We start from the raw sequence: 24,814 nt of genomic DNA, 5'->3' as shown, positions 1-24,814 counted from the left end.
GGCAGGGTAGGTCCGCCGGCCGGGCCGCGCCACGGCAGCCGCGCTACGGCAGCCGGTCGGCGAGCAGCTGCGCGAGGTGCACGCCGCGCCGCTGGGCCAGGTCGTCGAGCTGCAGCCGGCAGGAGTAGCCGTCCGCGAGGACGACCGCCGACGGCTCCGCGCGCACGGCGGGCAGCAGCGCGTGCTCCGCGACCGCCACGGACACCTCGTAGTGGCCCCGCTCGACGCCGAAGCTCCCGGCCAGCCCGCAGCACCCGCCGACCTGCTCGACCTCGGCGCCGGCGCGCTCGAGCAGCGCGCGGTCCGCGTCCCAGCCCATCACCGCGCGGTGGTGGCAGTGCGGCTGGGCGACGACGCGCGTCCCGGCGAGCGACGGCGGCTCCCAGCCCGGCCGGTGCCGGGCGAGCAGCTCGGCGAGGGTCGTCGTGGCGTCGCGCACCGCCTCGGCGCGCGGGTCGCCCGGCAGCAGCCCGACGAGGTCCGAGCGCAGGGTGGCGGTGCAGGAGGGCTCGAGCCCGACCACCGGCAGGCCCGCGGCGACGTGCGGCGCCAGCGCGTCGAGGGTGGCCCGCATCCGCCGGCGGGCCCCGTCGAGCTGCCCGGTCGTCACGTACGTCAGCCCGCAGCACGCGGGCTCGTCCGGCACCACGGCGCGCAGCCCGGCCGCCTCCAGCACCGCGACCGCGGCGCGGCCCACCTCCGGCGCCAGCGCGTCGGTGAAGGTGTCGACCCAGAGCACGACGGGGTCCCCCTGCCGCGTGACCGGCCGGCGGGACCACCACGCGCGGAACGTCTCCGGCGCGAGCGCCGGGAGCGGGCGGCGCGGGTCCATGCCCGCGGCCCGCTTCGCCAGCGCCGCGACGGGCGCGCTGCGCAGCACCCGGTCCGCCGCCCGCGGCGCCCGCCCGGCGAGCCGGAGCCACACCGGCAGCCGCCCCAGGGCGTAGTGCGAGCGCGGGCGCGGTCGCCCCCGGTACGCCTGGTGCAGCACCTCCGCCTTGTAGGTCGCCATGTCCACCCCCGCGGGGCAGTCCGACGCGCACGCCTTGCACTGCAGGCACAGGTCGAGGACGTCGTGCACCTCGGGGGAGCGCCACCCGCCCTGCACGAGCGAGCCGTTGGCCATCTCCTGCAGCACCCGGGCCCGCCCCCGCGTCGAGTCCCGCTCGTCGCGGGTGGCGAGGTACGACGGGCACATCGCCCCGCCCGCCGGGGTGAGGTCCGCGCGGCACTTCCCGACGCCGGTGCAGCGGTGCACCGCGGTCGTGAGGTCGCCCCCGTCCTCGGCCAGCGCGAAGGCCAGCCCCCGGTCGAGCGGGCGCGCCGCCGGCAGGCGCAGGTCCGCGTCGAGCGGGCGGGGGCGCACGAGCACTCCCGGGTTCAGCACGTCGTCCGGGTCGAGCAGCCCCTTGAACCCCTCGAAGGCGGCGAGCGCGTCCGGCGAGTACAGGTGCCGCAGCAGCTCGCCGCGCGCCCGGCCGTCGCCGTGCTCGCCGGACACCGAGCCGCCGTACGACGCCACGAGCCGCGCCGCGTCCTCGAGGTAGGCCCGGAAGCGGCCGGGGTCCTCGGCGAGCGGGAAGTCGACCCGCACGTGGACGCAGCCCTCGCCGAGGTGCCCGTACGCGAGCCCGTCGAGGCCGTGGGAGCGCAGCAGGCGCTCCGCGTCGCGCAGGTACGGCCCGAGGACCTCCGGCGGCACGGCCGCGTCCTCCAGGCCCGGCCAGGCCGGGCGCCCCGCCGGGGTCCGGCCGGCGAGCCCGACCCCGTCCTCGCGGACCCGCCACAGCGCCCTGGCCTGCGCGGGCTCGTGGACGACGAGGGCGCCGAGCGCGCCCGCGGACGGCGCCACCCGCCCGGCGGCGGCCCGCGCCTCCCGCGCCGTCGCGCCACCGACCTCGACGAAGCTCCACGCCCCGCCCGGCGGCAGGTCGGGCACCGCGCCCCGCTGCCCGCGGGCGCGCACGACGTCGACGAGCCGCGCGTCGATCCCCTCCACCGCGAGGGGGGCGTGCGGCAGCACCGCGGGCACGCCCTCCGCCGCCGCCGCGAGGTCCTCGTAGCCCAGGACGACCAGCGCCGTCGCCGGGGCCAGCGGCACCAGCCGGACCGTCGCCGCGAGCACGAGCGCGCAGGTCCCCTCGGTCCCGACGAGCGCCTTCGCGAGGTCGCGGCCGTTCTCCGGCAGCAGCCGGTGCAGCGGGTAGCCCGACACCTGCCGGCCGAACCGCCCGAGCTCGGTGCGCAGCGTCGCCCGGTGGCGCCCGACGAGCCCCTCGAGCCCCGCGACCGGCAGCGGCCCCCCGCGCCCGGCCCGCAGCCGCTGCCCGGCGCCGGTGACGACGTCGAGCGCCTCGACGTTGTCCGAGGTGCGCCCGCTCGTGAGCCCGTGCGGGCCGCAGGCGTCGTTGCCGAGCATCCCGCCGAGGGTGCAGCGCGCGTGCGTCGACGGGTCGGGCCCGAAGCGCAGCCCGTACGGGGCGGCGGCCCGCTGCAGGTCGTCGAGGACGGCCCCCGGCTCCACGACGGCCGTACGGGCCGCGGGGTCGACGGCGAGGACGCGGGTCAGGTGGCGCCCGAGGTCGACGACGACGCCCGGCCCGACGGCGTTGCCCGCGACGGAGGTGCCGCCGCCGCGGGCGGTCAGCGGCACCCCGGTGGCGCGGCAGACGTCGAGGACCTCCAGGACCTCGTCGACGTGCTCCGGGAGGACGACGACCTCGGGGACCACGCGGTAGTTCGAGGCGTCGGAGGAGTACTCGGCCCGCCGGCGCGCCGAGGTGTCGACCGCCCCGCGCACCCGGGCCCGCAGCAGGCCGGCGAGCTGCTCGGCCGTCGGGGCGCCGGTGCGGGTCGGGGTCACCCGCCGAGCCTGCCCGGCAGGTGCTCGCGGTGCACGTCGTCGAAGCTCCACAGCGCCGACGCGTCGCCGCCGTGCGCGGCGACGAGGTCGCGGACGTAGTCGTCGAGGCAGCGCTCGTACGGCACCGCGCCCCGCAGCAGCTCGTCGGCGGCGGCGACGACCCGGTGCAGGTCGGCCTGCACGCGCTCGCGCACCATGCTCGGCACCCGCTCGCCCCCGTCGCCGTCCGGCACCGTAGCCTCGGCGCCGAACTGCGAGTACGCGGGGAACCGCCGCACGTCCGGCACGACGCTGCGGAAGGGCACGTGGTCGAACCACCACTCGAACCAGCGCCCGCCGGACAGGGTCAGCCAGGGCGTCCCGACGGCCATGGCGGCCATGCCGAACCCCGAGTGCGGCGAGAGCAGCAGCCCGCAGCGCTGCACGGCGGCGAGCTGCTCGAGCAGCGGCACGTCGAGGACGTCGGCGACGACGGCGGGGTGCGCCGCCAGCCGCGCGAGGTCCGCCGCGGGCATCCCGGTCGACGTGCGCTCGTCGCGGACCCGCCGTCCCACGAGGACGACGCCCAGCCCGGGCAGGGCCTCGCGCAGCGCGTCGAGGACGAGGCCCCAGGACCGCGCCGACGGGTACTGCGCCGCCGGCCCCGAGCCGGCGGGCAGCAGCGCGACCAGGGGTCCCCCGCGCCCGGGCAGCCGGCCCGCCGCGGCGGCGCGCGCCGCCGCGGGCAGCTCGAGGCGCAGCGGCTCGTGGCGGGAGCGGCTGGGCGGCGGGTAGCCGAGGGGGCGGCGGCCCTCGCGCGGGCGGAGCCACGCGTCGGAGGCGGCGTAGTGGTCGACCATCCCGGCGAACGACTCCCGTTGCACGGGCTGGTGCCGGCGCGGGTCGTCGAGCACCCAGTCCCAGTCGCGCGGCACGTGGGCCAGCGCCGCGAGCGCGTCCGGCGCCGGCTCGAGGAACGGCGAGCGGACCGCGTACGCCCGGTCGAGCCACGGGCAGCAGGAGGCCAGCTCGACCGGCGTGGCGGCGTTGAGCAGCACCGACACCCGCCGCGACGGGTCGGCCCGCTGCACCGCCAGGGCGTGGTGCAGCGCCTCCACCGCGTGCCCCACCGGCTGGGCGTAGAAGAAGTCCACGAGGACCGTCGCACCGTCCGTCACCGGTCCACGTTCACCTGCGGGGCGCACGCGCGGCCACCCGTTTGCGTCTAGCGTCCGCGGCATGGACCTCCGGCTGACCGAGCTCCTGGACCCCGCGGCCGCGGGCGGGCGGCGCGCCGTCTGGCTCGCCACCGCCCCCGACGGGCGGCCCGTCGGCGTCGCCCGGCTGCGGCTGCCGGACGGGCCGGGGCAGGGGCACCTGGCCGAGCTGGACCTGCACGTGCACCCCGCGGAGCGGCGCTGCGGCGCGGGCACCCGCCTGCTCGACGCCGCCCTCGGCACCGCGCGCGGGGCCGGCCGGCGCTCGGTGCTCGCGCAGGTCGTCGGCGGCAGCGGCGGCGAGGCCTTCGCCGCCGCGCACGGCTTCCGGCAGGTCCTCGCGCTGACGTACGTCCGCCTGGACCTCGCCGCCGCCGACCTGGGCGCCCTGCGCGCCGAGGCGGGACGGGCGCACCCCGGCTACCGCCTCGTCGACTGGCGCGGCACCGTCCCCGACGGCCTGGCGGGGACGTACGCGGCCTCCCGGCGCGCCATGGACGACATGCCCACCGACGGCGCGGACCTCGGCCGGCTGGTGTGGGACGTCGACCGGGTGCGCGCCGTGGCGCAGGCCGTCGCCGACCGCGGCGAGCACCTGCACACCGTCGCCGCGGTCGAGGAGGCGAGCGGCGACGTCGTGGGCTTCACCGAGCTCGTCGCGCCGCCGGGCGGGCGCGGCGACGCGCTGCACTACGGCACCGCCGTCCTGCCGGCGCACCGCGGGCGCGGGCTGGCGCGGTGGATGAAGGCCGCTGCCGCCCTCGCGGCGCGCGAGCAGCACCCGGGGCTCGCCGGCCTCCTCGCCGACACCGCCGACGCCAACGAGGCGATGCGCCGGGTCAACGCGGGCCTCGGGTACGTCCCCACCCACCGCAGCGTCGAGGTGCAGCGCGACCTGTGAGCGCGCTGCCCCGCTAGGCCCCCGCCAGCCCGTCCGGCTCGGGGGCGAGGCGGTGCGCCTCGAGGACCCCGGTGCGCTTGCGCTGGTAGCCGCGGTAGAGCAGCAGCCCGCCGCCGAGGATCGCCGCCACCGCGATGACCCCGCCCCAGCGCAGGTACCAGTGGTACGGCGCCGTCGCGTTGTAGACCGCGGCCCGCGGCCACAGCAGGTTCGTCGCCATCGCCGCGCCCCACAGCACCGCCACGACGTTGACCGGCAGTCCCCACCGCCCCAGGGAGAACCAGCCGGCGCCCGGCGGGGGCCAGTCCCCGCGCAGCCGGGCGCGCAGCATCGGCACCGTGACGAGCAGGTACGCGATGTAGATCATCGCCACCGCGATGCTCGTGACGACGGTGAAGATCTGCGGCTGGCGCACGTTGACGAGCAGGATCGCGAGCGCGAGGACGCCGATGACGACGGCCGGCACGACCGGGGCGCGGAAGCGCGGGTGCACCCGGGCCAGCGCCCGGCTCGCGGGCAGGTTGTTGTCGCGCGCCATGGCGAAGGCGACGCGGATCGCGGCGGTGTGCACCGCGAGGCAGCAGACGGTGATCGCGACGACGATCGACACGAGGAAGGCCTTGCCGACCCCGCTGCCCAGCGACTGCAGGACGATCGCCTGCAGGCCGCCCGTGCCGCTGCCCAGGGCCGGGTCGGACGGGTCCGGCGCGGCGAGGATGCCGAGGACGAGGATGCCGCCGCCGAGGACGAACGAGGCGGTGATGGCCCGCAGGATCGCGCGCGGGGCCGTGCGGCGCGGGTCGCGCGTCTCCTCCCCGAGGGAGCTGGCCGTGTCGAAGCCGTACATCACGTAGCCCGACGCCAGCGCCGCCACGAGGAACGCGCCGAGGTAGCCGCCCGGGACGCCCTGCCCCGTGCCCTGCGTGTCGAGCAGCAGGTCCGGCGGGTTCGTGAGGTTCACCGCGAGCAGCACCACGAGCAGCACCGCGGCGACCAGCTCGATGACCACGCCGGCGGAGTTGATGCGGGTCATGAGGCGCACGCCGAAGGCGTTGACGACGGTGGTGAAGAGGATGAGGACGCCGCCGAGGACGACGGCGTTCGCCGCGGAGTCGTACGTCCCCGTGCCGTCGCCGTAGACCTGGAAGCCGCTCCAGATCTGCGGCAGCGTGATCTGGTACGCCAGCGCCACCGCCGCGATCGTCACGACCGAGGCCGTGAGCATCGTCCAGCCGGCCATCCACGAGACCGTCGCGCTGCCCAGCCGCTTGGCCCAGTTGTAGACCGACCCGGCCACCGGGTAGCGCCCGGCGAGCTCGGCGAAGCAGAGCGCGACCATGAGCTGGCCGAGGAAGACCAGCGGCCACGACCAGACGTACGCGGGGCCGCCGCTGCCCCAGCCGAAGTAGAAGAGCTGGAAGGTGCCGGTGAGGATCGAGATGTAGCTGATCCCGGCGGCGAAGCTGGCGAACCCGCCGATGCTCCGGTCGAGCTGCTGGCGGTACCCGAACCCCTCGAGCCCGTCGTCCGTGCGGCTGGTCATGCGCGTCCCCTCGTCGTCCGGCGGCCCATCGTGCCGTGCGCCGGCGCCGTACCGGTCCGTTTGGACCACGCGGCACGGGTCATGTGCTGCGCATGTCCACCCAGCGTGAGCGACACGCACCCTCCGTGGACCGCCCCGTGCTCCTCGTGTCAGCGGGGGTGGTCACGCTCTTCGTGCTCTGGGGGGTGCTCTCCCCGGAGAGCCTCTCGGAGCTGTCGGGCGACGCCCTGGCCCGCGTCACCGGCGCGCTCGACTGGGCCTTCGTCCTGGCCAGCGGGGGCTTCCTCGTCCTGGCCGTCTGGCTCGCCGCGTCCCGGTACGGCCACGTGCGCCTCGGCGGGCCCGACGCCCGGCCCGAGTTCCGCACCGCGAGCTGGATCGCCATGATGTTCAGCGCCGGCATGGGCATCGGCCTCATGTTCTGGGGGGTCAGCGAGCCGGTCTCGCACCTCCTCGCGCCGCCGCCGGGCGGCGGCGAGCCCGGCACCCGCGAGACCGCCCTCGACGCGATGGAGTGGTCCTACTTCCACTGGGCCGCCCACCCCTGGGCGATGTACGCCGTGGTCGGCCTCGCCCTCGCCTACTTCGGCTACCGGCGCGGCGGCAAGCCGCTCATCAGCGAGACCTTCCGCCCCCTGATCGGCGACCGCGTGGACGGCACCGCCGGGCGGGCGATCGAGGTCCTCGCGATCGTGGCGACGCTCTTCGGCAGCGCCACGTCCCTCGGCCTGGGGGCCCTGCAGATCACGAGCGGCCTCGACTACGTGTGGGGCGTCGACCCGTCCGACGCGCTCGCCGTCGCGGTCATCGGCGTGCTGACGCTCGCCTTCCTCGCCTCCGCGCTGTCCGGCGTGCACCGGGGCATCCAGTGGCTGAGCAGCACCAACATGGTGCTCGCGCTGCTGCTCGTGGTCTTCGTCCTCGCCGTCGGCCCGACCGTCGCGATCCTCGACACGTTCACCTCGTCCGTCGGCGGCTACCTCACCGCGCTGCCCGGCATGGCCACCACGACCGGCGCCAACGCGGACCCGGCCTGGCTGGGCTCCTGGACGATCTTCTACTGGGCGTGGTGGATCTCGTGGACGCCCTTCGTGGGCGCCTTCATCGCGCGCATCTCCCGCGGCCGCACGGTGCGGGAGTTCGTGCTGGGCGTGATCCTCGCGCCGAGCCTGGTGAGCTTCGTCTGGTTCTCGGTCCTCGGCGGCACCGCCCTGGACCTGTCCCTCGACGGCGTCACCGCCATCGGCGACGCGGTCGGCGAGAGCCCCGAGGCCGGCCTCTTCGCCACCCTGCAGCAGCTGCCCTGGTTCACCGCCACCTCGGTGCTCGTCGTCGTGCTCGTCGCGCTGTTCTTCGTCAGCGGCGCCGACGCGGCGGCGGTCGTGCTGGCCATGATGTCCAGCCGCGGCTCCGTCGAGCCGGCCCGCCCCGTGGTCGCCCTCTGGGGCGTGCTCACCGGGCTCGTGGCGGGGGTGCTGCTGCTCGCCGGAGGGCTCGGCGCCGTGCAGACCATGTGCATCGTCGCCGCCTTCCCCTTCATGCTCGTCATGGTCGGCACCTGCGTCTCGCTCGTGCTGGAGCTGCGCCGCCGGCACCGGCCCGAGCCCCCGGACGGGCCCGGCCGCCCCGCCGCCCGCACCCTCGACCTCACCGCGGCCGAGGACGGGGCCCGGCGCCGCGGCGCGGACCCGGTGGCACCCTGACCGGGTGCTGAGCAGCGTCACCGTCGTCGGGTCCAGCCTCGCCGGCCTGTCCACCGCGCGGGCCCTGCGCGCGGGCGGGTACGACGGGCGCCTCCTCCTCGTCGGCGAGGAGGACCACGCCCCGTACGACCGCCCGCCGCTGTCCAAGGCGCTGCTCGCCGGGGAGGCGCAGGAGGACGACCTCGCCCTCCTCGAGGACGGCGAGGACCTCGCGCTCGACGTCCGGCGGGGCGTGCGCGCGGTGCGGCTGGACCCCGCGGACCGCGCGGTGGTCCTCGGGACGGGCGAGCGGGTCGTGTCCGACGCGGTCGTCGTCGCCACCGGTGCGCACGCGCGCAGGCTCGCCGCCGGCGAGGGCCTGGCGGGCGTGCACCTGCTGCGCACCCTCGACGACGCCCGGGCGCTGCGCGCCGACCTCGTCGCCGGCTCGCCCCGGGTGGTCGTCGTCGGCGCCGGCTTCATCGGCTCGGAGGTCGCGTCGACCGCGCGGGGCCTCGGGCTGGACGTCACGGTCGTCGAGGCGCTCGCGGTGCCGCTCGCCGGCAGCCTGGGGCCGCAGGTCGGCGCGGCCGTCGCGCGCCTGCACGAGGACCACGGCACGCGGCTGCTCACGGGCGACGGCGTGGCCGGCCTGCGGGCGGACGGCGGGCGGGTCTGCGCGGTCGTCCTCGCCGACGGGAGGGAGCTGCCGGCGGACGTGGTGGTCGTCGGCGTCGGCGTGGTGCCGGCGACGGACTGGCTGCACGGCTCCGGGGTCGAGCTGCGCGACGGCGTCGTCTGCGACGCCCGCTGCCGCACCGCCGTCCCCGGGGTGCTCGCGGTCGGCGACGTCGCCCGCGCCGTGCACGGCTGGACCGGCACGCACCTGCGCCTCGAGCACTGGACCAGCGCCGTCGAGCAGGCGCAGGTCGCCGCCGCCACGCTCCTGGGACGCGACGCCCCCGCCGCCGTCACCGCCCCGCCGTACGTGTGGAGCGACCAGTACGGCACCCGCCTCCAGCTCGCCGGCCGCGTCCCGCCCGGCGCCGCCCCCGAGGTCGTCGAGGGCTCCCTGGCCGAGCGCCCCTTCGCCGCCGTCTGGCGCGCCGACGGCGCCCCCGTCGCCGCCCTCGCCGTCGGCCTCCCCCGGACCTTCGGCCGCCTCCGGCGCACCCTGCGCCCGCCGGTGCTCGCCGGCTGACGGGCCGGGCGGGGCGGGCTGGCCGGCCGGGCTGGCCGGGCCGGCCGGGCCGGGCGGGGCTGGCGCGCTGACAGGCCGGCGGGCCGGCGGGCCGGCGGGCTGACGGGCCGGCGGGCTGACCGACGAGGAACGGGACGCCGAGCGAGGCAGCGGCCGGTAGACCGGCGCAGGGCCGGCTGGCCGATCGCGTCGAGGGAGGGGCGCCGGCCGCCCGTGGACGAGGCGACGAACGAGCAGGACCCGGCCGGACGGTGGCACGGGAGCACGAGCAGCAGCAGCCCGCCCCCCGTCCCCGCCGCGATCATGCAGGGATGGCGAGGACGAGGGCAGCGGCACACCCGCGCCATCGGAGCATGATCACGGCAGGACTGACGGCGAGCAGGATGAGCTGGGCACCACCCGCCCCCAGCGCTCCCACGGCTCGTGGCCCGGCCTCGACGACGAGCCGCCGTTCCGAGCGGCGAGGCAGGCTCGCCGGGCGAGGGCTGGCAGGAAACCGGTTGCCGACTCAGCCCGCGGGCATCGCGGCCGTCAGGCCTGCGCGGCCCGGTACGCCTCGATGACGCCGGCCGACAGGCGGCCCCTGGCGCTGACCTCGTGGCCGTTCTCGCGCGCCCAGGCCCGGACGACGCGGGTGTCGACGGGGGCGGGGGCGCGGCGGGTCCGCGTGGTGGAGCGCCCACCCCGTCGCGGGGCGTCCGCGGCGGCGGCGCGGCGACGCCCGCCACCGGCACTCCGACGGCGGCGCGACGGCGCCTCCTCGAGCGGCTCGACGCCGGCCGTCGCAGCGGCGGCCTCCACCTCCGCACCGGCAGCAGCACCGGCAGCAGCACCGGCAGCAGCACCGTCACCGGCGACGGCGCCGCTGTCGAGGCCCGCGTCCACGACCCCGTCACCGTCGGCGGGCTCGGCGACCGCGGCCGTGGCGTCGCCGCCCTCGGCACCCGCGACGCCACCGGCGCCCGCACCGGCGTCGCCGCCGGGAGCGGCGCCGGTCCCGTCGGCCGCGTCGTCGACGGCGACCTGGAGGCGGACGCCGTACATCGCCCCGACGACGGCGAGGACGTCGGCGAGCGGGTCGTTCGAGTCGACGGTGAGCCTCACGGGGAGCCCCTTCGGGTGCGGGACGGCAGCGACGAGCAGGGCCACATCGTAGGGGCGCGGGCCGCCGCGGGAGGGCCGTCGGCGGAGCCGCCCGGTAGCCTCCGGCGCGTGCCCGGCACCGCGCAGGTCCTCAGCGAGGTCGACGCCGGCGTCGCCGTCGTGACGCTGAACCGGCCGGACCGGCTCAACGCGGTCACGCAGGAGATGGGCGAGGCCTACCTCGCGGTCATGCGCGACGCGGACGCCGACCCCGCGGTCCGCGCCGTCGTGGTCACCGGAGCGGGCCGCGGGTTCTGCGCCGGTGCGGACCTGCAGCTGCTCGCCGCCATCGCCGACGGCACGTCCGACGCCGACTTCCCGCCGGACGGCGCGGTGTTCCCGCCGCGGCTGCGCAAGCCCGTCGTCGCCGCGGTGAACGGCCCCTGCGCGGGCCTCGGCCTCGTCATCGCCCTCGGCGCGGACGTGCGCGTGGCCGGCCCGGCGGCGACCTTCACCAGCTCGTTCGCCCGGCTGGGCCTCGTCGCCGAGTACGGCACGAGCTGGCTCCTGCCGCGCCTCGTCGGCCCGTCCCGGGCGCTCGACCTGCTGCTGTCCGCCCGCACCGTCGGCGCGGAGGAGGCCGAGCGCATCGGCCTCGTCGAGCGGCTCGCCGACGACGCGCGCGCGACGGCGGTCGGGTACGCGCAGGGGCTCGCCCGCAGCAGCTCCCCGCGCTCCATGGAGGCCGTGAAGCGCCAGGTGTGGGGCGACCTCGCCCGCAGCCGCGAGGACGCCCAGCGCGACGCCGCCGCCCTCATGCGCACCTCCCTCACCTGGCCTGACCTGCAGGAGGGCCTCGCCGCCCTCCGCGAGCGCCGCGCGCCGGACTTCCCGCCCCTCGCCGCGCCCGACCGGCCCGGCGGCCGCCCGTGAGGACCGTCGTCGCCACCCGATACCTCGCCCCGCTGCGCGAGGGCGGCTCGCTGCCCGGCCTCGTCGAGGCCGACGACCTGGGGACGTACGTCGTGAAGTTCCGCGGCGCCGGGCAGGGCCGCAAGGCGCTCGTGGCCGAGGTCGTCGCGGGCGAGCTCGCCCGCGCCCTCGGCCTGCGGGTGCCCGAGCTCGTCGTCGTCGACCTCGACCCGGCCTTCGCGCCCGGCGAGCCCGACGAGGAGGTGCAGGACCTCCTGCGGGCGAGCCCCGGCCACAACCTCGGCATGGACTACCTGCCGGGCTCGTTCGGCTTCGACCCCGTCGCCGACCGGGTGCCGGCCGACGAGGCGGCCCGCGTCGCCTGGTTCGACGGGCTCGTGCAGAACGTCGACCGCTCGTGGCGCAACCCCAACCTCCTGCGCTGGCACGGCGACCTGTGGCTCATCGACCACGGCGCGTCCCTCTACTTCCACCACGACTGGCGCTCCCGCGAGCGGGCGGCGGGGCGCCCGTACCCCGCCGCCGCCGAGCACGTCCTCCTCGGCCGCGCCGGACCGCTGCAGGAGGCGCACGACGCGCTCGCGCCGCGCGTCCCCGAGGTGCTGCCAGCCGTGCTCTCCGAGGTCCCGGACGGCTGGCTGGCCGACGAGCCGGGGTTCGACGGCCCGGACGACGTGCGCGCGGCGTACCTCGAGGTCCTCGGCGCCCGGGCCGCGGCGCCGGCGGCGTGGCTCCCCGCGATGGAGGCCGCCCGTGCCGCCCGCCGGTGAGGGGAGCGCCCGCCACATGTACGAGTGGGCGCTGCTGCGGCTCGTCCCGCGCGTGGAGCGCGGGGAGTTCGTCAACGCCGGGGCCGTCGTCTACTGCCGCTCGCTCGACTACCTCGCCGCGGCGACCCACCTCGACGAGGGGCGGGCCGCGGCGCTCGGCCCACAGCTCGACCTGGCGCTGGCCCGGCGGCACCTCGATGCCGCCGTGGCGCTGTGCGCCGGCGCGGACGCGGCCGGCGACAACGGCCGGCGGCCGATGGGCGAGCGCTTCCGCTGGCTGACCGCGCCGCGCAGCGCCGTGGTGCAGCCCTCGCCGGTGCACACGGGTGTGACGCACGACCCTGCCGCCGAGCTGCAGCGGATCCTCGCGACGCTCGTCCGCTGAGCCCTCCGCGGAGCTACGCTCGATGGTGCACGACGAGGAGGAGCTCGAGATGGTCGAGTACGACGCCGTCGTCCTCGCCGGGGGCGCGGCCAAGCGCCTCGGCGGCGCGGACAAGCCCGGCCTGGACTTCGGCGGACGCACGGCGCTGGACCGCGTGCTCGACGCGGTCGAGGGGGCCGAGCACACCGTCGTCGTCGGGCCCGCGCGCACGACGGACCGCTGCGTCACCTGGGTCCGGGAGAACCCGCCGGGGGCCGGCCCCGTCGCGGCGCTGCGCCACGGCCTGGCGTACGCGACCGCGGACCGCGTCGTCGTGCTCGCCGCGGACGTGCCGCTCGTGGACCGCGGGACGGTGGAGCGGCTCGTCGCCGCCGCCGAGGGCCACGACGGCGCGGTGCTCTGCGACGGCCGGCACGAGCAGTTCCTCCTCGCGGTGTACGACCACGACCGCCTCGCCGCGAACGTGGCGCCGCTGCCGGCGAGCGCGTCGCTGCGCCGGGCCGTCACCGGTCTCGACCTCGTCAAGGTGACCGACGACAACGGCGCGAGCCTCGACTGCGACACCTGGGACCAGGTCGAGCAGGTGCGCCAGCGGCTGTGACGGGCGTCCCGGACGATCCGGGGCGCCGGGGGCGTTGCACGGCGCGTACCCCCGAGCGAGGAGCCGTGCCGTGAAGGTCGAGGTCTGGTCCGACGTCGTCTGCCCCTGGTGCTACGTCGGCAAGCGCCGGTTCGAGGCGGCGCTGGCGCGCTTCGAGCACCGCGACGAGGTCGAGGTCGTGTGGCGCTCGTTCGAGCTCGACCCCGGCGCGGTGTCCGACCCGGCCGGCCACGAGCCCGGGCCCCACGACTACGCCGACCGGCTGGCCCGCAAGTACGGCGGCACCCGGGAGCGCGCCGGGCAGATGATCGCGACGATGGTCGACCAGGCCGCCGCCGAGGGCCTCGACCTGCGCTTCGACCGCGCCGTGCGCGCCGGCACGTTCGACGCCCACCAGGTGCTGCACCTCGCCGCGGACCGCGGCCTGCAGGACGCGGTGAAGGAGCGGCTGCTGCGCGGGTACTTCACCGAGGGCGAGGCGGTCGGCGACCGCGAGGTGCTGGTGCGGCTCGCCGCCGAGGCCGGTCTCGACGCCGACGAGGTGCGCGGCGCGCTCGAGCGCCAGGACCACGCCGAGGCCGTACGGGCGGACGAGGCCGAGGCCGCCGCGCTCGGCATCACCGGCGTGCCCTTCTTCGTCGTCGATCGGCGGTACGGCGTCTCCGGGGCCCAGCCGGCCGACCTGCTCCTGCAGGCGCTGCGCCAGGCGTGGGCCGAGGGTCACCGCATCACCGTGCTCGACGCCGTCGGCGCCCCGGGCGCCGGCGAGGCCTGCGGCCCCGAGGGCTGCTGACGCCCGGCGGGGGCAGCAGGGCCGGGCAGCAGGGCCGGGCTCACCCGAACGGGTAGCGCCCCGCCGCCTCCCACGGCCCGCCGCGGTAGTGCCACAGGGCGAGCCCGGCGGCCCGTACCGTCCACGGGCCGAACCCCGCGGACAGCTCCTCGAGCAGCGCCCGCGCCCGCTCGGGCTCCACCTTGTTCTGCACGGTGACGTGGGCGCGCGACCACGACGCGTCCTGGCGGGTGAGCCACGGTGCCCACGCGTCCGCGAGGCCGCGGCGCAGCGCGGTGAGCTCGGGCGCGTCGAGGTCGTACGCGACCCCGCGCCCGAGCGAGCGCACCCGGACCACGCGCACGGCGAACGGCGCGCGCCGGGCCGCCTCCGCGACCTCCTCCCGCACCTGCTCCAGCCGCTCCCCGGGCAGGGCGTGGAAGAGCGTGACGTGCGCGGCGAGGTGGTTGCGCTCGGGCGGGAAGTGGGCGCGCCGCAGCGCGTCGAAGCGCTCCTGGTCCTCGTCGTCGAGGGCGAGGGTGAGGACGAGGGGCGCCGGCGCGTTCACCGGGCCATCGTCACGCAGGCCCTCGCGGGGCGCTCCTCCCCGTGGTGCCGCACCGGCCTCAGGCGGCGCGCAGGCGCGCCATGGCGTGGGAGACGACGCTGAGCAGCGCCTGCTTCGTCGCCTGCCGGTCGCGGGCGTCGACGTAGAACACCGGCGTGCCGTCCCCGACGCCCAGCGCCGCGCGCACGTCGTCGAGAGCGTGCCGGGCGATCCCGTCGAAGCAGTTCACGGCGACCACGAACGGCAGCCCGCGCTCCTCGAAGTAGTCCACCGCCGCGAAGCACTGCTCGAGCCGGGTCGTGTCCACGAGGACGACCGCGCCGATGGCGCCGCGGACGAGGTCGTCCCACATGAAGACGAAGCGGTCCTGGCCCGGGGTGCCGAAGAGGTACAGCCAGAGGTGCCCGGGCAGGGCGATGCGGCCGAAGTCCATCGCGACGGTGGTGCTCGTCTTGCGGTCGGTGACGCCGCCCGCGTCGTCCACGCCGAGCGAGTGCTCGGTCATCGCCGCCTCGGTGCGCAGCGGCTCGATGTCGGAGATGGAGCCGATGAACGTCGTCTTGCCGACCGCGAAGCCCCCCGCGACGACGATCTTGGCGGTGACCGGCGGGCGGTGCTCAGAGGGTGGAGAGGCCATCGAGCACGCTCCTGAGGAACTGCGGGTCGGTCGGGTCGCCGGCGCCGGCAGCCCCGGCACCCGGCTCCTGCACGCTGACGCGGCCGGCGTCGCGCAGGTCGCCGACGAGCACCCGGACGACGCCGAGCGGCAGCGCGAGGTGCGCGGACAGCTCCGCGACGGAGAGGTACCGCTCGGCGCAGCGGCGCAGGATCGCCCGGCCCTCCGGGGTCGTGGTGCCGGTCGCGGCCGCCGGACCCGCGGGCGGGACCGGCGCGGGCGGGACCGCGCGGACGAGGGCCTCGAGCGCGAGCGGCGGCTCCCCCGCGCGGGTGCGGGTGCGCCCCCCGGTGAGGGTGTACGGCCGGACGGTGGGCGCGTCGTCCTCGGCCGGCGGGACGGTCGCCACGCTCACGCCCCGACCGGCGCGTCGAGGGGCAGGCGCGCCCGCGCGGCGGCGACGAGCTGCGGGGTGAGCACGGCCTCGGCCCGCTCGACGAGCAGCGTCATCTCGTAGCCGACGAGCCCCACGTCGCACTGCGCGTCGGCCACCACCGCGACGACGGAGCCGTCGCCCACGCTCGTGGTGAAGAGGAACAGCCCGTCGGTCTCGACGACGCACTGCAGGACGCGTCCGCCGCCGAGGTGGCGCGCGGCGCCGCGGGTCAGGCTCGACAGGCCGGACACGATGGCGGCGACCTGGTCGCCGGACGTGCGGTCCAGGCCGTCCGACATCGCCATGAGCAGGCCGTCGGCCGACACGACGAGGACGTGGCGCACGTCGGGGACGGACTGCACGAAGGAGCGCAGCAGCCAGGTGAACCCGGCCGCGTCGGGCGCGGTGGTGCTCATGCGAGGGGTCCTTCCGGAGGGGTACGGGGGACGGGCCGGGTCAGGCGGTGCCGGTGCTGCCGGGCGTGGCGGCGGGGGCGGCGGGGCGGACCGGCGCCTCCCCCCCGGCCCCGCGGGCGGCGGCCGAGCGGCCGCGCTCGACGCCCTGGCGGAAGCCGCTCAGGCGCGAGCGGACCTGCTCGGCGTCGCGGGACCGCGGTGCGGGCTGCGCGGGCGGTGCGGCCGGTGCGGGCGATGCGGCCGGGGAGCCCGCGGCGGCGGCCCCGCCCGGCGCGCCCGCGGAGGCGGCGGTCGCGCCGGCGGCGGTCCCGGTGCGCGGAGCGCGGCGGGCGAGCCCAGCGGGACCCTCCACCCGGGTCTGCTCCGGCGCGTAGCCCTGGGAGAGCCGGGTCAGCTCGGCCAGGGCGGCCGAGGCCAGCTGCGCCCCGCCGGAGACCGTCTCCGCGGCCTCCGGCGCGTCCCAGCCCCCGGCCGGGACGACCGGTGCGGGCGCGGGGCGCCCCGGCTCGGCGACCGGCCGGTAGTCCGGCAGGGACGCGGCCACGGCCGCCCGGGCCGCCGCGGCGAAGTCCTCGACGCGCCCGTCGAGCCCGGCCACGGGGGCCTGCGCAGCGGGTGCGGGGCGCTGCGGCGCTGCACCGCGCTGCGGCAGGGCGGTACCGGGAGCACCGGGGGCACCCGGGGCACCGGGGGCACCGGTCGCCGCGGACGGGGTGCCCGCCGGAGCGGGGGCGTCGGGGGCGAAGGGGACGGTCGGGGTGCCCGCGCCCCCGCGCACGGCGGGGCTGCCGGTGGCGGCGGGGGCCGGGGGCGCACCGGCAGGTGCACCGACGGGTGCACCGGGGGACGCGCCGGGCGATGCGCCGGCGGGTGCACCCGGGACGGTGCCCGGGGGCAGCGGGGCGCTGCCCGGCGCGGCCCACGGGTCGGCCGAGGCGCCCGTCGGGGCGGGCACGGGCACGGGCGCAGGAGTGCGCGCAGGAGCGGGCGCGGCGCCGGCCACGGGGGTGGCGCCGGCCGCGGGGGCGGGGGCAGCGGCGGTCCGTGCCGGGGCGGGCGCGACGCCGGGGGCGAGGCCGGGCGCGAGGCCCGGGACCACGGGGGCGCTCGCGGGGGCACCGGCGGGGGGGCCGGCGGGGGCCGCGCGCCGGACGAGCGGCGCGACCTGCGGCGCGGCCTGCGGTGCGGCGTGCGGTGCGGCGTGCGGCGCGACCTGCGGCGCCGGTGCGGCGCCAGCGGCGCGGCCGGCGGCGGACGACCGCGGCGGCAGGCCCGCCGGGGCGGGCACCGACGACGGCCCGGGACCGGCCGGCGCCCCGGCCGAGGCCGCCGACCCGGCGCCGGCGGGGCCGGCAGCGGGGCCGCCGGCGGTGCCGGCAGCGGGGCCGGCAGCGGGGCCGGCAGCGGGGCCGGCAGCGGGGCCGGCAGCGGGGCGCGACGGCGCCGAGGGCGACGGCGCGACGGCGCCGCCCGCACCGGCGGCGGGGACGGCAGGCAGAGCGGGGACGGCGGGCACGGCGGGCACGGCGGGCGCGGCGCCGCGGCCCCGGCGGCCGCGGCCGCGGACGGGGAGGACGTCGACGGCGGCGGCGTACACCGGCGCCGGCCCGGCGGGCGCCACCGGCGCGGCGCCCGCGGGCTCCCCGCCCGCCGCATCGGGGCCGGCGGCAGAGACAGAGGCAGGGGCAGGGGCAGGGGCGGCGGCAGCAGCGGGACCCGCGGCGGGGCCGCGGCGCAGCCGGCCGAGGAGGGAGCGGCGCGGCTCGACGTACTCGGCGGCGTCGCGCACCGCGTCCAGGCCGGGCAGCAGCGCCGGCTCGTCCTCGGCGGCGGCGGCGGGCGCGGCGACGGGGACCGCCGCAGCGTCCCCGGTCGCCGCAGCGGTGGACGGCGCGGGAGCGGCGGCGGGCGCGGCGCCGCGCGCCGCGGTCCCCGCCCGGCCCCGCGCGAGGACGGGGGCGGGCAGGAGCACCTCGGCGACGGTGCCGCCGCCGTCCCGGGCGCGCAGCACGACGGTGGCGCCGAGGCGCGCGGCGAGGCGGCCGACGACGAGCAGGCCGAGGCGCTGCCTGACGGCGGTGCCGACGGGCGGCGGGGAGGCCACGCGGGCGGTGGCGGCCTCGTACTCCCCGTCCGCCATGCCGATGCCGCGGTCGGCGACGACGAGGCGCACGCCGTCGCCGGCGGGCTCGGCCGTGACGGTGACGCGGGTGCCCGGGTCGGACGAGCGGGCGGCGTTCTCCAGCAGCTCGGCGAGCAGGTGCGCGGCGGGCAGCGCGGCGCGGCCGTCGACGAGCAGGTCGCCGTGCTCGTCGGGGGCGTCGACGCGGTCGTACTGCTCGATCTCGGAGGCGGCGGTGCGCACGACGTCGACGAGCGGCATGGGACGGCGCAGGCGGCGGTTGGCGTCGACGCCGGCGAGCACGAGCAGGCTCTCGGCGCCGCGGCGCATGCGCGCCGCGAGGTGGTCGAGGCGGTAGAGCTCCTCGAGCCGGTCGGGGTCCTCCTCGCTGCGCTCGAGCCGGTCCACGACGGCGAGCTGGCGGCCGAGCAGGCCCTGGTTGCGGCGGGCGACGTGCACGTACGTCGCGGCGAGCCCCTCGCGCAGCGCCGCCTGCTCGCGGGCGAGCTCGACGGTCGTGGCGCCGACCGCGCCGAGCGCGGCGGCGACGCGGGCGACCTCGTCGTCGCCCTCGACGGGGACGAGCGGCTCGGGCAGGGCGGCGTCCGGCCCACCGGCGACGACCGCGGGCAGGGCCGCGCCGAGCGCGTCCGCGGCGGCGGCGAGCCGCACGAGCCGGCCGGCGAGGCGGCGCGCGGCGCCGAGCACGAGGGCGGCGCCGGCCACCAGGCCGAGCGCGCCGAGCGCTGCCGCGGTACGGGCCTGCCCCGCCGCGGAGGCCGCGTCCTCGCGGGCCTGGGCGTCCAGGGCGGCGAGGAGCGAGGACTCGGTCGCGTCGAGGGCGTCGCCCGCGGCGGTGAGCGCGTCGACGGTGGCGGGACGGGCGAGCGGGTCGGCGTCGAGGGCGGCGCGCGCCGCGGCCACGTCGCGCCCGGTGCGGGCGACCTCGGCGGCGGCCCCGTCGTCCTGGCGGGCCGCGTCGACGGCGGCGCGGGCGAGGGCGGCGTCGGTGAGCCCGCGCGCGTCGGCGAGGGCGCCGAGCGCGGCGGGGCCCCCGTGCAGCGCCCGCACGGTCGCGCCGCGCTCGCGGACGACGGCGTCGCCCGCCGCGCCGGCGGACCCGGCGGCCGCGGTCAGCTCCTGCACCCGGTCCGCGGCCCCGCCGCGGGTCGCGCCGTCGGCCACGAGCAGCCCGGCGACGACGAGCAGCAGGGCGACGGGCACGGCGACGAGCGCGAGGAGGGTGGCCCTGATCCCGAGCACCGGTCGCGGCATCTGACGCATCTCCTGGAGGGGTCGGTGGTGGGTGGGCGGGCGCTGGTCGCCCGCGGCCGCGGCGGCGGCCCCGGTCCTCCCTCGGCACGCCGGCCCCGCGGCTTGACCCCGTGTCCCCCGGACGCGCCGGCGCGCCTGCGTGACAGGGGCGGGTCCCGCGTGGTGGGGCCCCGGCGGCTAGCGTCGCGGCGTGCCCGACGCCCTCCCCTGGTCCGCGGCGCGCGACGCCGCCGGGGCGGAGGGCGCGCGGCTGCGCGCGGGGCTGCCCGTGGAGCGGGTGCCGCTCGCGGCGGCGGCGGGGCGCGCGCTCGCCGCCGACCTCGTGGCCGACGCGGACCTGCCCCCGGCCCCGACGAGCGCCATGGACGGCTGGGCGGTGGCCGGGCCCGGCCCCTGGCAGGTCACCGGGGCGGTGCTCGCCGGCCAGCGCCCGGCGCCGCTGCCCCCCGGTACGGCCGTGGTGGTCGCCACCGGCACCTGGCTGCCCCCGGGCGCCGAGGCGGTGCTGCGCCGCGAGCACGGCGGCGTCGAGGGCGGCACCCTGCGCGCCGCCGCCCCCGGGGCCCCGGCCGCCGGGCGCGACGTGCGCCCGCGGGGCGAGGAGGTGCTGCGCGGCACCCCGCTGGTGCCGGCCGGCGCCCGCGCGACGCCGGCCGTGGTCGCGCTGGCCGCGGCCGCCGGGCACGACGACCTCGCCGTGCGCGCCGTCCCCCGCCTCGCCCTGCTCGTGGTCGGCGACGAGCTGCTCGCCGCCGGCCCGCCCCGCGACGGCAAGGTGCGCGACGCGCTCGGCCCCGCGCTGCCGGCCTGGTTCCGCGCCCTCGGCGCCGCGCCGCGCACCGAGCGCGTGCCGGACGACCCCGACGCGCTCGCCGCGGCCCTCGCCCGGCCCGCGGACGTCGTCGTGACCACGGGCGCGACCGCCGCGGGCCCGGCGGACCACCTGCGCCCCGTCCTGCGCCGGCTCGGCGCCCGGCTCCTCGTACCGTCCGTCGACGTGCGCCCGGGGCACCCGATGCTGCTCGCGCGCCTGCCGGACGGCACCCCCGTCGTCGGCCTGCCGGGCAACCCGCTCGCGGCCGCGGCCGGGGTGCTGACCCTCGTCGCCCCGCTGCTCGGCGCCGGGGCCGGCCGCCGCTGCGCGCTCGCCGCGCCGCTCCCCGCGGGGCGCGCCACCCGGCTCGTCCCGGTCCGCGACGGCGCGCCCTGCGCGCACACCGGCCCCGGGATGCTCCGCGGCCTCGCCGCGGCCGACGGCGTCGCGGTCGTCCCGCCGGGCGAGGGGGCGTCCGAGGGGCCGTACGAGGTCCTCGACCTCCCCCGCTGACGCGCGTCAGCCCGCCGCGGCCCCGGCGCGGGCCGCGGCCCCGTCCGGCTCCGCGGCCCCGCTCGGCTCCGCGGGGGCGCCGACCCGTCCGGCGTCCAGCGCGGCCTCGAGCTCGTGCGCGGGCAGCGGGCGGCTGAAGAGGTAGCCCTGCGCCTTCGGCACGCCGAGCCGGTGCAGGGTCCGGGCGACGTCGGCGGTCTCGACGCCCTCGGCGATGACGTTGAGCCCGAGCTCGTCCGCGAGCGCGACGACGGCGCGGACGATCGCCACGTCGCGGCGGTCCTCGTGCAGCCCGGTGACGAACGACCGGTCGATCTTCAGCGCCTGCACCGGCAGCTGCTTGAGCCGCCCCAGCGAGGAGTAGCCGGTGCCGAAGTCGTCCACCCCGACGCGCAGCCCCGCCGCCGCGAGCTCGCGCAGCACCGCGACCGCGCGCTCCTCGACGAGCGAGGTCTCGGTGACCTCTACGCGCAGGAGCCGCGGGTCGCAGCCCTGCGCCGTAGCGAGCCCGAGCAGGTGGGCGGCGAAGCCGGGGCGGGCGAGGTCGCTGCTGCTCACGTTGACCGCGACGGGCAGCGCGCGTCCGGCGCGGTCCCAGGCCGCCGCCTGCGCGGCGGCCATCGTCACGACGGCGTCGGTGAGCGCGCCGACGAGGCCGGCGGACTCGGCGAGCGCGACGAAGTCGGCCGGGCTCTGCGGCCCGAGGCGGGGGTGGTCCCAGCGCAGCAGCGCCTCCACGCTCGACACCTCGCCGGTGCCGAGCAGCACCACGGGCTGGTACGCGAGCCGGAGCCCGCCCCCGTCGATCGCCGCGCGCAGGTCGGCGAGCAGCTCGAGGCGGCCCCGGGGGTCCGCGTCGGCCGCGACGTCGTAGCGCGCCCAGCCGGCGTGCCCGCGCTTGGCGCGGTACATCGCGAGGTCCGCCCGCTTGAGCAGGTCGACCTCGTCGCACCCGTCCTGCGGGGCGACGGCCACGCCGACGCTGCCGCCGAGGACGACGGCGCCCGCGCTCGTGGCGTACGGGGCCCCGAGCGCCCCGCGCAGCGCCGCGGCGACGCGCTCGGCGTCGGCGGGCGAGGCCAGCCCGGGCAGGCCGACGAGGAACTCGTCGCCGCCGAGGCGCGCCACGACGTCGCCCTCGCGCACGACCGCGCGCAGCCGCGCGGCGACCTCCTGCAGCACGGCGTCGCCCGCGGCGTGCCCCAGCGAGTCGTTGACGTCCTTGAAGCCGTCGAGGTCGAGGACGACGACCCCGGTGCAGCGCCCGGCGGGCGCGTCCGCGGCGAGGGCGGCGGCGAGGCGCTCGTCGACCTCGCGGCGGTTGAGGAGCCCGGTGAGCTGGTCCTCGCGGGCCATGCCCTCGAGCCGGCGGGTGAGCTCGAGCTGGCGGTGCAGGCTGGACCACTGGGACTCGCGGCAGGCCAGCCCGACGGCCGACTGCGCGAGGAGCAGCACGACGAGCAGCGTCGCCGCGGGCGTGACGGGCCCGGCGACGACGAGGACGGCGAGCCCGGTGAGCGGGACGACGGCGCTGAGCACGACGAGCCCGAGCGGCGGGCAGGTCAGCGAGGAGAAGGCGAGCACGAGCGGCAGCACCGCCAGCAGCGGGCTCGCGGAGCCGCCGTCGAGCGCGGCCGCGACGCCGAGGACGACGCACAGCGCGCTGCACCACCCGTACAGCGCGACCTGGCCGGCCCGCGAGCGCGGGAGCCGCACGAGGAGCGGGCTGAGGGCCGCGACGGCGAGGGCCGTCGGCACGAGCAGCGCCGCGGCGGGCCGGTCGCCGAGCACGACGTACGCCGCCACCAGCAGGGCGGTGCCGGCGGCGAGCGCGGCGCCGGCGCGCAGGTGCCCGGCCCACAGCGCGGGCTCGCCCTGCGACGCGGCGCAGCGCGCATGATCACGACGAGGCACGCCACGCCATCGGCCGGGGCCGTGTCGACCTGAGCCCCCGGGCCTGCCGTACGGTCTCCCGCGTGAGCGCGGACCCCCACCTGCCGCAGCGCATCCCGCGGTCCCTGCTCCCGCGGCGCCGGCGGCCCGCCGCCGGCCCCGGGCCGGTGTCCCTGCCGCGGCCGGAGACCGGGCCGCTCGCCCAGGTGCTCAAGCGGATGGTCGTCGCCGCCGCCGTCCTGGCCGCGACGGTCGGGATCGTGTACGCCGACCGCGACGGCTACCGCGACGGCGACGAGGTGGGCAGCCTGACGCTGCTCGACGCGGCGTACTACGCGACCGTCACCCTGTCCACGACCGGGTACGGCGACATCACCCCGGTCACCGACCAGGCGCGGCTCGTCAACGTCCTCGTCGTGACCCCGCTGCGGGTCCTGTTCCTCATCATCCTCGTCGGCACCACCCTCGAGGCCCTCACCGAGCGCAGCCGCGAGCAGTGGCGCGTCGACCGCTGGAGGAGCGCGTTGAAGGACCACACCGTGGTCGTCGGGTTCGGCACCAAGGGCCGCAGCGCGGTGCGCACCCTGCTGGGCCAGGACGCGCCCCCCACGTCGATCGTCGTCGTCGACCCCTCGCCCGAGGCCGTCGCGGACGCCAACCGCGAGGGCATCGCCGGCGTGGTCGGCGACGCGACGCGCAGCGAGGTGCTCGCGCGCGCGGAGGTGGGGCGCGCCCGCCGGATCATCGTCGCCGCCCAGCGCGACGACACCGCCGTCCTCGTCACCCTCACCGCCCGGGCGCTCAACCCGCACGCGGTCATCGTGTCCTCGGTGCGCGAGTCGGAGAACGCCCCGCTGCTGCAGCAGAGCGGCGCCAGCACCGTCATCACCTCCTCCGACGCCGCCGGCCGCCTGCTCGGCGTGGCCAGCACCAACCCGAGCCTCGGCGAGGTGCTCGAGGACCTGCTGGTGCCGGGCTCGGGCCTGCAGCTCACCGAGCGCGTCCTGCGCACCGGCGAGGTGGGGCGCTCGGTGAAGGACCTGCCGGACATCGTGCTGGCCGTGGTGCGCAACGGGAAGGTCCGGCTCTACGACGACCCGGCCTGCGAGCAGCTGCGCCAGGACGACCGCCTCGTCGTGCTCGACACCCGGGGCCCGCACGCCACGTCGCAGGACGACCTGGCGCGGTGAGCGGCGCCCGCCCCGGCGGGTAGCGTCCGGGCCGTGCGAGCCGTGACGATCCCCCAGCCCGGCGGTCCCGAGGTCCTCACCTGGGCGGAGGTCCCCGACCCGGTGGCCGGCCCGGGCGAGGTCGTGCTCGACGTCGCCGCGAGCGCGGTCAACCGGGCCGACCTGCTGCAGCGGCAGGGGCACTACCCCCCGCCGCCGGGCGCGCCGGCGTACCCCGGGCTGGAGGCGTCGGGCCGCGTCGCGGCGCTCGGCGAGGGCGTGGACGGCTGGGCCCTGGGCGACGAGGCGTGCGCGCTGCTCGCCGGCGGCGGGTACGCCGAGCGGGTCGCCGTGCCGGCGGGCCAGCTGCTGCCCCGGCCCGGGGGGCTGTCCCTCGAGGAGTCCGCGGCGCTGCCCGAGACCGTCTGCACGGTCTGGTCCAACGTCTTCGTGCTCGCGGCGCTGCAGCCCGGCGAGACGCTGCTCGTGCACGGCGGCGCCTCGGGGATCGGCACGACCGCCATCCAGCTCGCGAAGGCGCTCGGCGCGCAGGTGGTCGTCACGGCGGGCACGCCGGAGAAGCTCGCGCGGTGCCGCGGGCTCGGCGCGGACGTGGCGGTGTCCTACCGGCACGAGGACTTCGTCGAGGCGGTGCGCGGCGCGACCGGGGGCCGCGGCGCGGACGTCGTGCTCGACGTCGTCGGCGCGGCGTACCTGCAGCGCAACGTCGAGGCGCTCGCCGTCAACGGGCGCCTCGTCGTCATCGGGCTGCAGGGCGGGCGGCGCGCCGAGCTCGACCTGTCCGCGCTCATGGCCAAGCGGGCGGCGCTGCTGGCGACGAGCCTGCGCTCGCGCCCCGTGGCCGAGAAGGCCGCCGTCGTGGCCTCGGTGCGCGAGCACGTCTGGCCGCTCGTGGCCGCCGGCGCGCTGCGCCCGGTCGTGGACCGCCGCTTCCCCCTCGCGGACGCCGCGGCCGCGCACGCGCACCTGGAGTCGGGCACCCACGTCGGCAAGGTCCTGCTCGTCCGGGGCTGAGTGCGCCAGGCTGGGCCGACCGCCAGC

Annotated in this window: 21 protein-coding genes; 11 read left to right on the top strand and 10 right to left on the bottom strand. The window is 79.1% G+C overall.

Annotated features, from left to right (window positions below; translation table 11 throughout):
• Window positions 1-43 precede the first annotated feature (43 nt).
• Both D5H78_RS00220 and D5H78_RS00215 read right to left on the bottom strand, forming a co-directional pair.
• Window positions 44-2,863, bottom strand: a complete 2,820-nt coding sequence (locus tag D5H78_RS00220) for an FAD-binding and (Fe-S)-binding domain-containing protein (protein ID WP_218566066.1) — start codon at window positions 2,861-2,863, stop codon at window positions 44-46.
• On the bottom strand, window positions 2,860-4,020 hold the full coding sequence (locus D5H78_RS00215) for a hypothetical protein (protein ID WP_119948409.1): 1,161 nt from the start codon (window positions 4,018-4,020) through the stop codon (window positions 2,860-2,862). The genes D5H78_RS00220 and D5H78_RS00215 overlap by 4 nt, the downstream gene beginning before the upstream one ends.
• A 61-nt stretch (window positions 4,021-4,081) precedes the next feature.
• Between D5H78_RS00215 and D5H78_RS00210 the strand changes: the two genes are divergently transcribed.
• Entirely contained in the window at window positions 4,082-4,960 is an 879-nt protein-coding gene (locus D5H78_RS00210) for a GNAT family N-acetyltransferase (protein ID WP_119948408.1), read from the top strand.
• A 13-nt stretch (window positions 4,961-4,973) separates the two neighbouring features.
• Here the strand turns inward: D5H78_RS00210 and D5H78_RS00205 are convergent, their stop codons facing one another.
• Window positions 4,974-6,503, bottom strand: a complete 1,530-nt coding sequence (locus D5H78_RS00205) for an APC family permease (RefSeq protein WP_119948407.1) — start codon at window positions 6,501-6,503, stop codon at window positions 4,974-4,976.
• Between the two features lie 92 nt (window positions 6,504-6,595).
• Between D5H78_RS00205 and D5H78_RS00200 the strand changes: the two genes are divergently transcribed.
• Together D5H78_RS00200 and D5H78_RS00195 are read left to right on the top strand one after the other, a co-directional pair.
• A complete protein-coding gene (locus tag D5H78_RS00200; RefSeq protein WP_119949223.1) occupies window positions 6,596-8,206 on the top strand; it encodes a BCCT family transporter in 1,611 nt (536 codons plus the stop codon).
• A gap of 4 nt (window positions 8,207-8,210) precedes the next feature.
• Window positions 8,211-9,386: an NAD(P)/FAD-dependent oxidoreductase gene (locus D5H78_RS00195; protein WP_218566064.1), complete on the top strand. Its 1,176-nt coding sequence runs from the start codon at window positions 8,211-8,213 to the stop codon at window positions 9,384-9,386.
• Between the two features lie 531 nt (window positions 9,387-9,917).
• On the opposite strand, the gene D5H78_RS00190 is transcribed toward D5H78_RS00195, so the two are convergent.
• A complete protein-coding gene (locus D5H78_RS00190) occupies window positions 9,918-10,490 on the bottom strand; it encodes an Lsr2 family DNA-binding protein (protein WP_133411966.1) in 573 nt (190 codons plus the stop codon).
• Window positions 10,491-10,598: 108 nt separating this feature from the next.
• On the opposite strand from D5H78_RS00190, the gene D5H78_RS00185 reads away from it, so the two are divergent.
• The 5 genes from D5H78_RS00185 to D5H78_RS00165 all read left to right on the top strand — a co-directional run bounded on the left by D5H78_RS00185 (window position 10,599) and on the right by D5H78_RS00165 (window position 13,951).
• Complete coding sequence (locus tag D5H78_RS00185) at window positions 10,599-11,402, top strand: enoyl-CoA hydratase-related protein (protein ID WP_119948405.1); 804 nt, start codon at window positions 10,599-10,601, stop codon at window positions 11,400-11,402.
• A complete protein-coding gene (locus D5H78_RS00180; RefSeq protein ID WP_119948404.1) occupies window positions 11,399-12,172 on the top strand; it encodes a HipA family kinase in 774 nt (257 codons plus the stop codon). The genes D5H78_RS00185 and D5H78_RS00180 overlap by 4 nt, the downstream gene beginning before the upstream one ends.
• Window positions 12,173-12,188: 16 nt before the next feature.
• A complete protein-coding gene (locus D5H78_RS00175) occupies window positions 12,189-12,557 on the top strand; it encodes a DUF3037 domain-containing protein (RefSeq protein WP_119949221.1) in 369 nt (122 codons plus the stop codon).
• A 22-nt stretch (window positions 12,558-12,579) separates the two neighbouring features.
• Window positions 12,580-13,158, top strand: a complete 579-nt coding sequence (mobA, locus tag D5H78_RS00170) for a molybdenum cofactor guanylyltransferase (protein ID WP_218566062.1) — start codon at window positions 12,580-12,582, stop codon at window positions 13,156-13,158.
• A 70-nt stretch (window positions 13,159-13,228) separates the two neighbouring features.
• On the top strand, window positions 13,229-13,951 hold the full coding sequence (locus tag D5H78_RS00165; RefSeq protein WP_119948403.1) for a DsbA family oxidoreductase: 723 nt from the start codon (window positions 13,229-13,231) through the stop codon (window positions 13,949-13,951).
• 40 nt (window positions 13,952-13,991) lie between these two features.
• On the opposite strand, the gene D5H78_RS00160 is transcribed toward D5H78_RS00165, so the two are convergent.
• Genes D5H78_RS00160 through D5H78_RS00140 form a run of 5 tightly spaced genes read right to left on the bottom strand, consistent with a single transcriptional unit; the run spans window position 13,992 to window position 19,363 of the window.
• The gene (locus D5H78_RS00160) at window positions 13,992-14,498 is read right to left on the bottom strand and encodes a 2'-5' RNA ligase family protein (protein ID WP_119948402.1); all 507 of its coding nucleotides are present in this window, start codon (window positions 14,496-14,498) and stop codon (window positions 13,992-13,994) included.
• A 58-nt stretch (window positions 14,499-14,556) separates the two neighbouring features.
• Window positions 14,557-15,135, bottom strand: coding sequence for a GTP-binding protein (locus D5H78_RS00155; RefSeq protein ID WP_119948401.1), 579 nt, complete (start codon window positions 15,133-15,135; stop codon window positions 14,557-14,559).
• The gene (locus D5H78_RS00150; protein ID WP_165865531.1) at window positions 15,116-15,529 is read right to left on the bottom strand and encodes a DUF742 domain-containing protein; all 414 of its coding nucleotides are present in this window, start codon (window positions 15,527-15,529) and stop codon (window positions 15,116-15,118) included. The genes D5H78_RS00155 and D5H78_RS00150 overlap by 20 nt, the downstream gene beginning before the upstream one ends.
• Entirely contained in the window at window positions 15,526-15,966 is a 441-nt protein-coding gene (locus tag D5H78_RS00145) for a roadblock/LC7 domain-containing protein (protein ID WP_119948400.1), read from the bottom strand. The genes D5H78_RS00150 and D5H78_RS00145 overlap by 4 nt, the downstream gene beginning before the upstream one ends.
• Before the next feature lie 40 nt (window positions 15,967-16,006).
• The gene (locus tag D5H78_RS00140; RefSeq protein WP_119948399.1) at window positions 16,007-19,363 is read right to left on the bottom strand and encodes a sensor histidine kinase; all 3,357 of its coding nucleotides are present in this window, start codon (window positions 19,361-19,363) and stop codon (window positions 16,007-16,009) included.
• A gap of 190 nt (window positions 19,364-19,553) precedes the next feature.
• On the opposite strand from D5H78_RS00140, the gene D5H78_RS00135 reads away from it, so the two are divergent.
• Window positions 19,554-20,690: a molybdopterin-binding protein gene (locus tag D5H78_RS00135; protein ID WP_119948398.1), complete on the top strand. Its 1,137-nt coding sequence runs from the start codon at window positions 19,554-19,556 to the stop codon at window positions 20,688-20,690.
• Window positions 20,691-20,696: 6 nt separating this feature from the next.
• Here the strand turns inward: D5H78_RS00135 and D5H78_RS00130 are convergent, their stop codons facing one another.
• Complete coding sequence (locus D5H78_RS00130; RefSeq protein ID WP_119948397.1) at window positions 20,697-22,604, bottom strand: putative bifunctional diguanylate cyclase/phosphodiesterase; 1,908 nt, start codon at window positions 22,602-22,604, stop codon at window positions 20,697-20,699.
• 197 nt (window positions 22,605-22,801) lie between these two features.
• Here D5H78_RS00130 and D5H78_RS00125 point away from each other — a divergent pair, with 197 nt between their 5' ends.
• Entirely contained in the window at window positions 22,802-23,773 is a 972-nt protein-coding gene (locus tag D5H78_RS00125; RefSeq protein ID WP_119949218.1) for a potassium channel family protein, read from the top strand.
• 33 nt (window positions 23,774-23,806) lie between these two features.
• Window positions 23,807-24,787 (top strand): NAD(P)H-quinone oxidoreductase, encoded by a 981-nt coding sequence (locus D5H78_RS00120; RefSeq protein ID WP_119948396.1) that lies wholly within the window; start codon window positions 23,807-23,809, stop codon window positions 24,785-24,787.
• The last annotated feature ends 27 nt before the right edge of the window (window positions 24,788-24,814 follow it).

Source organism: Vallicoccus soli, from assembly GCF_003594885.1.
Taxonomy (GTDB): domain Bacteria; phylum Actinomycetota; class Actinomycetes; order Motilibacterales; family Motilibacteraceae; genus Vallicoccus; species Vallicoccus soli.
The sequence above is the reverse complement of the archived record's forward strand: the minus strand, read 5'-3'. Positions and strand labels throughout refer to the sequence as shown.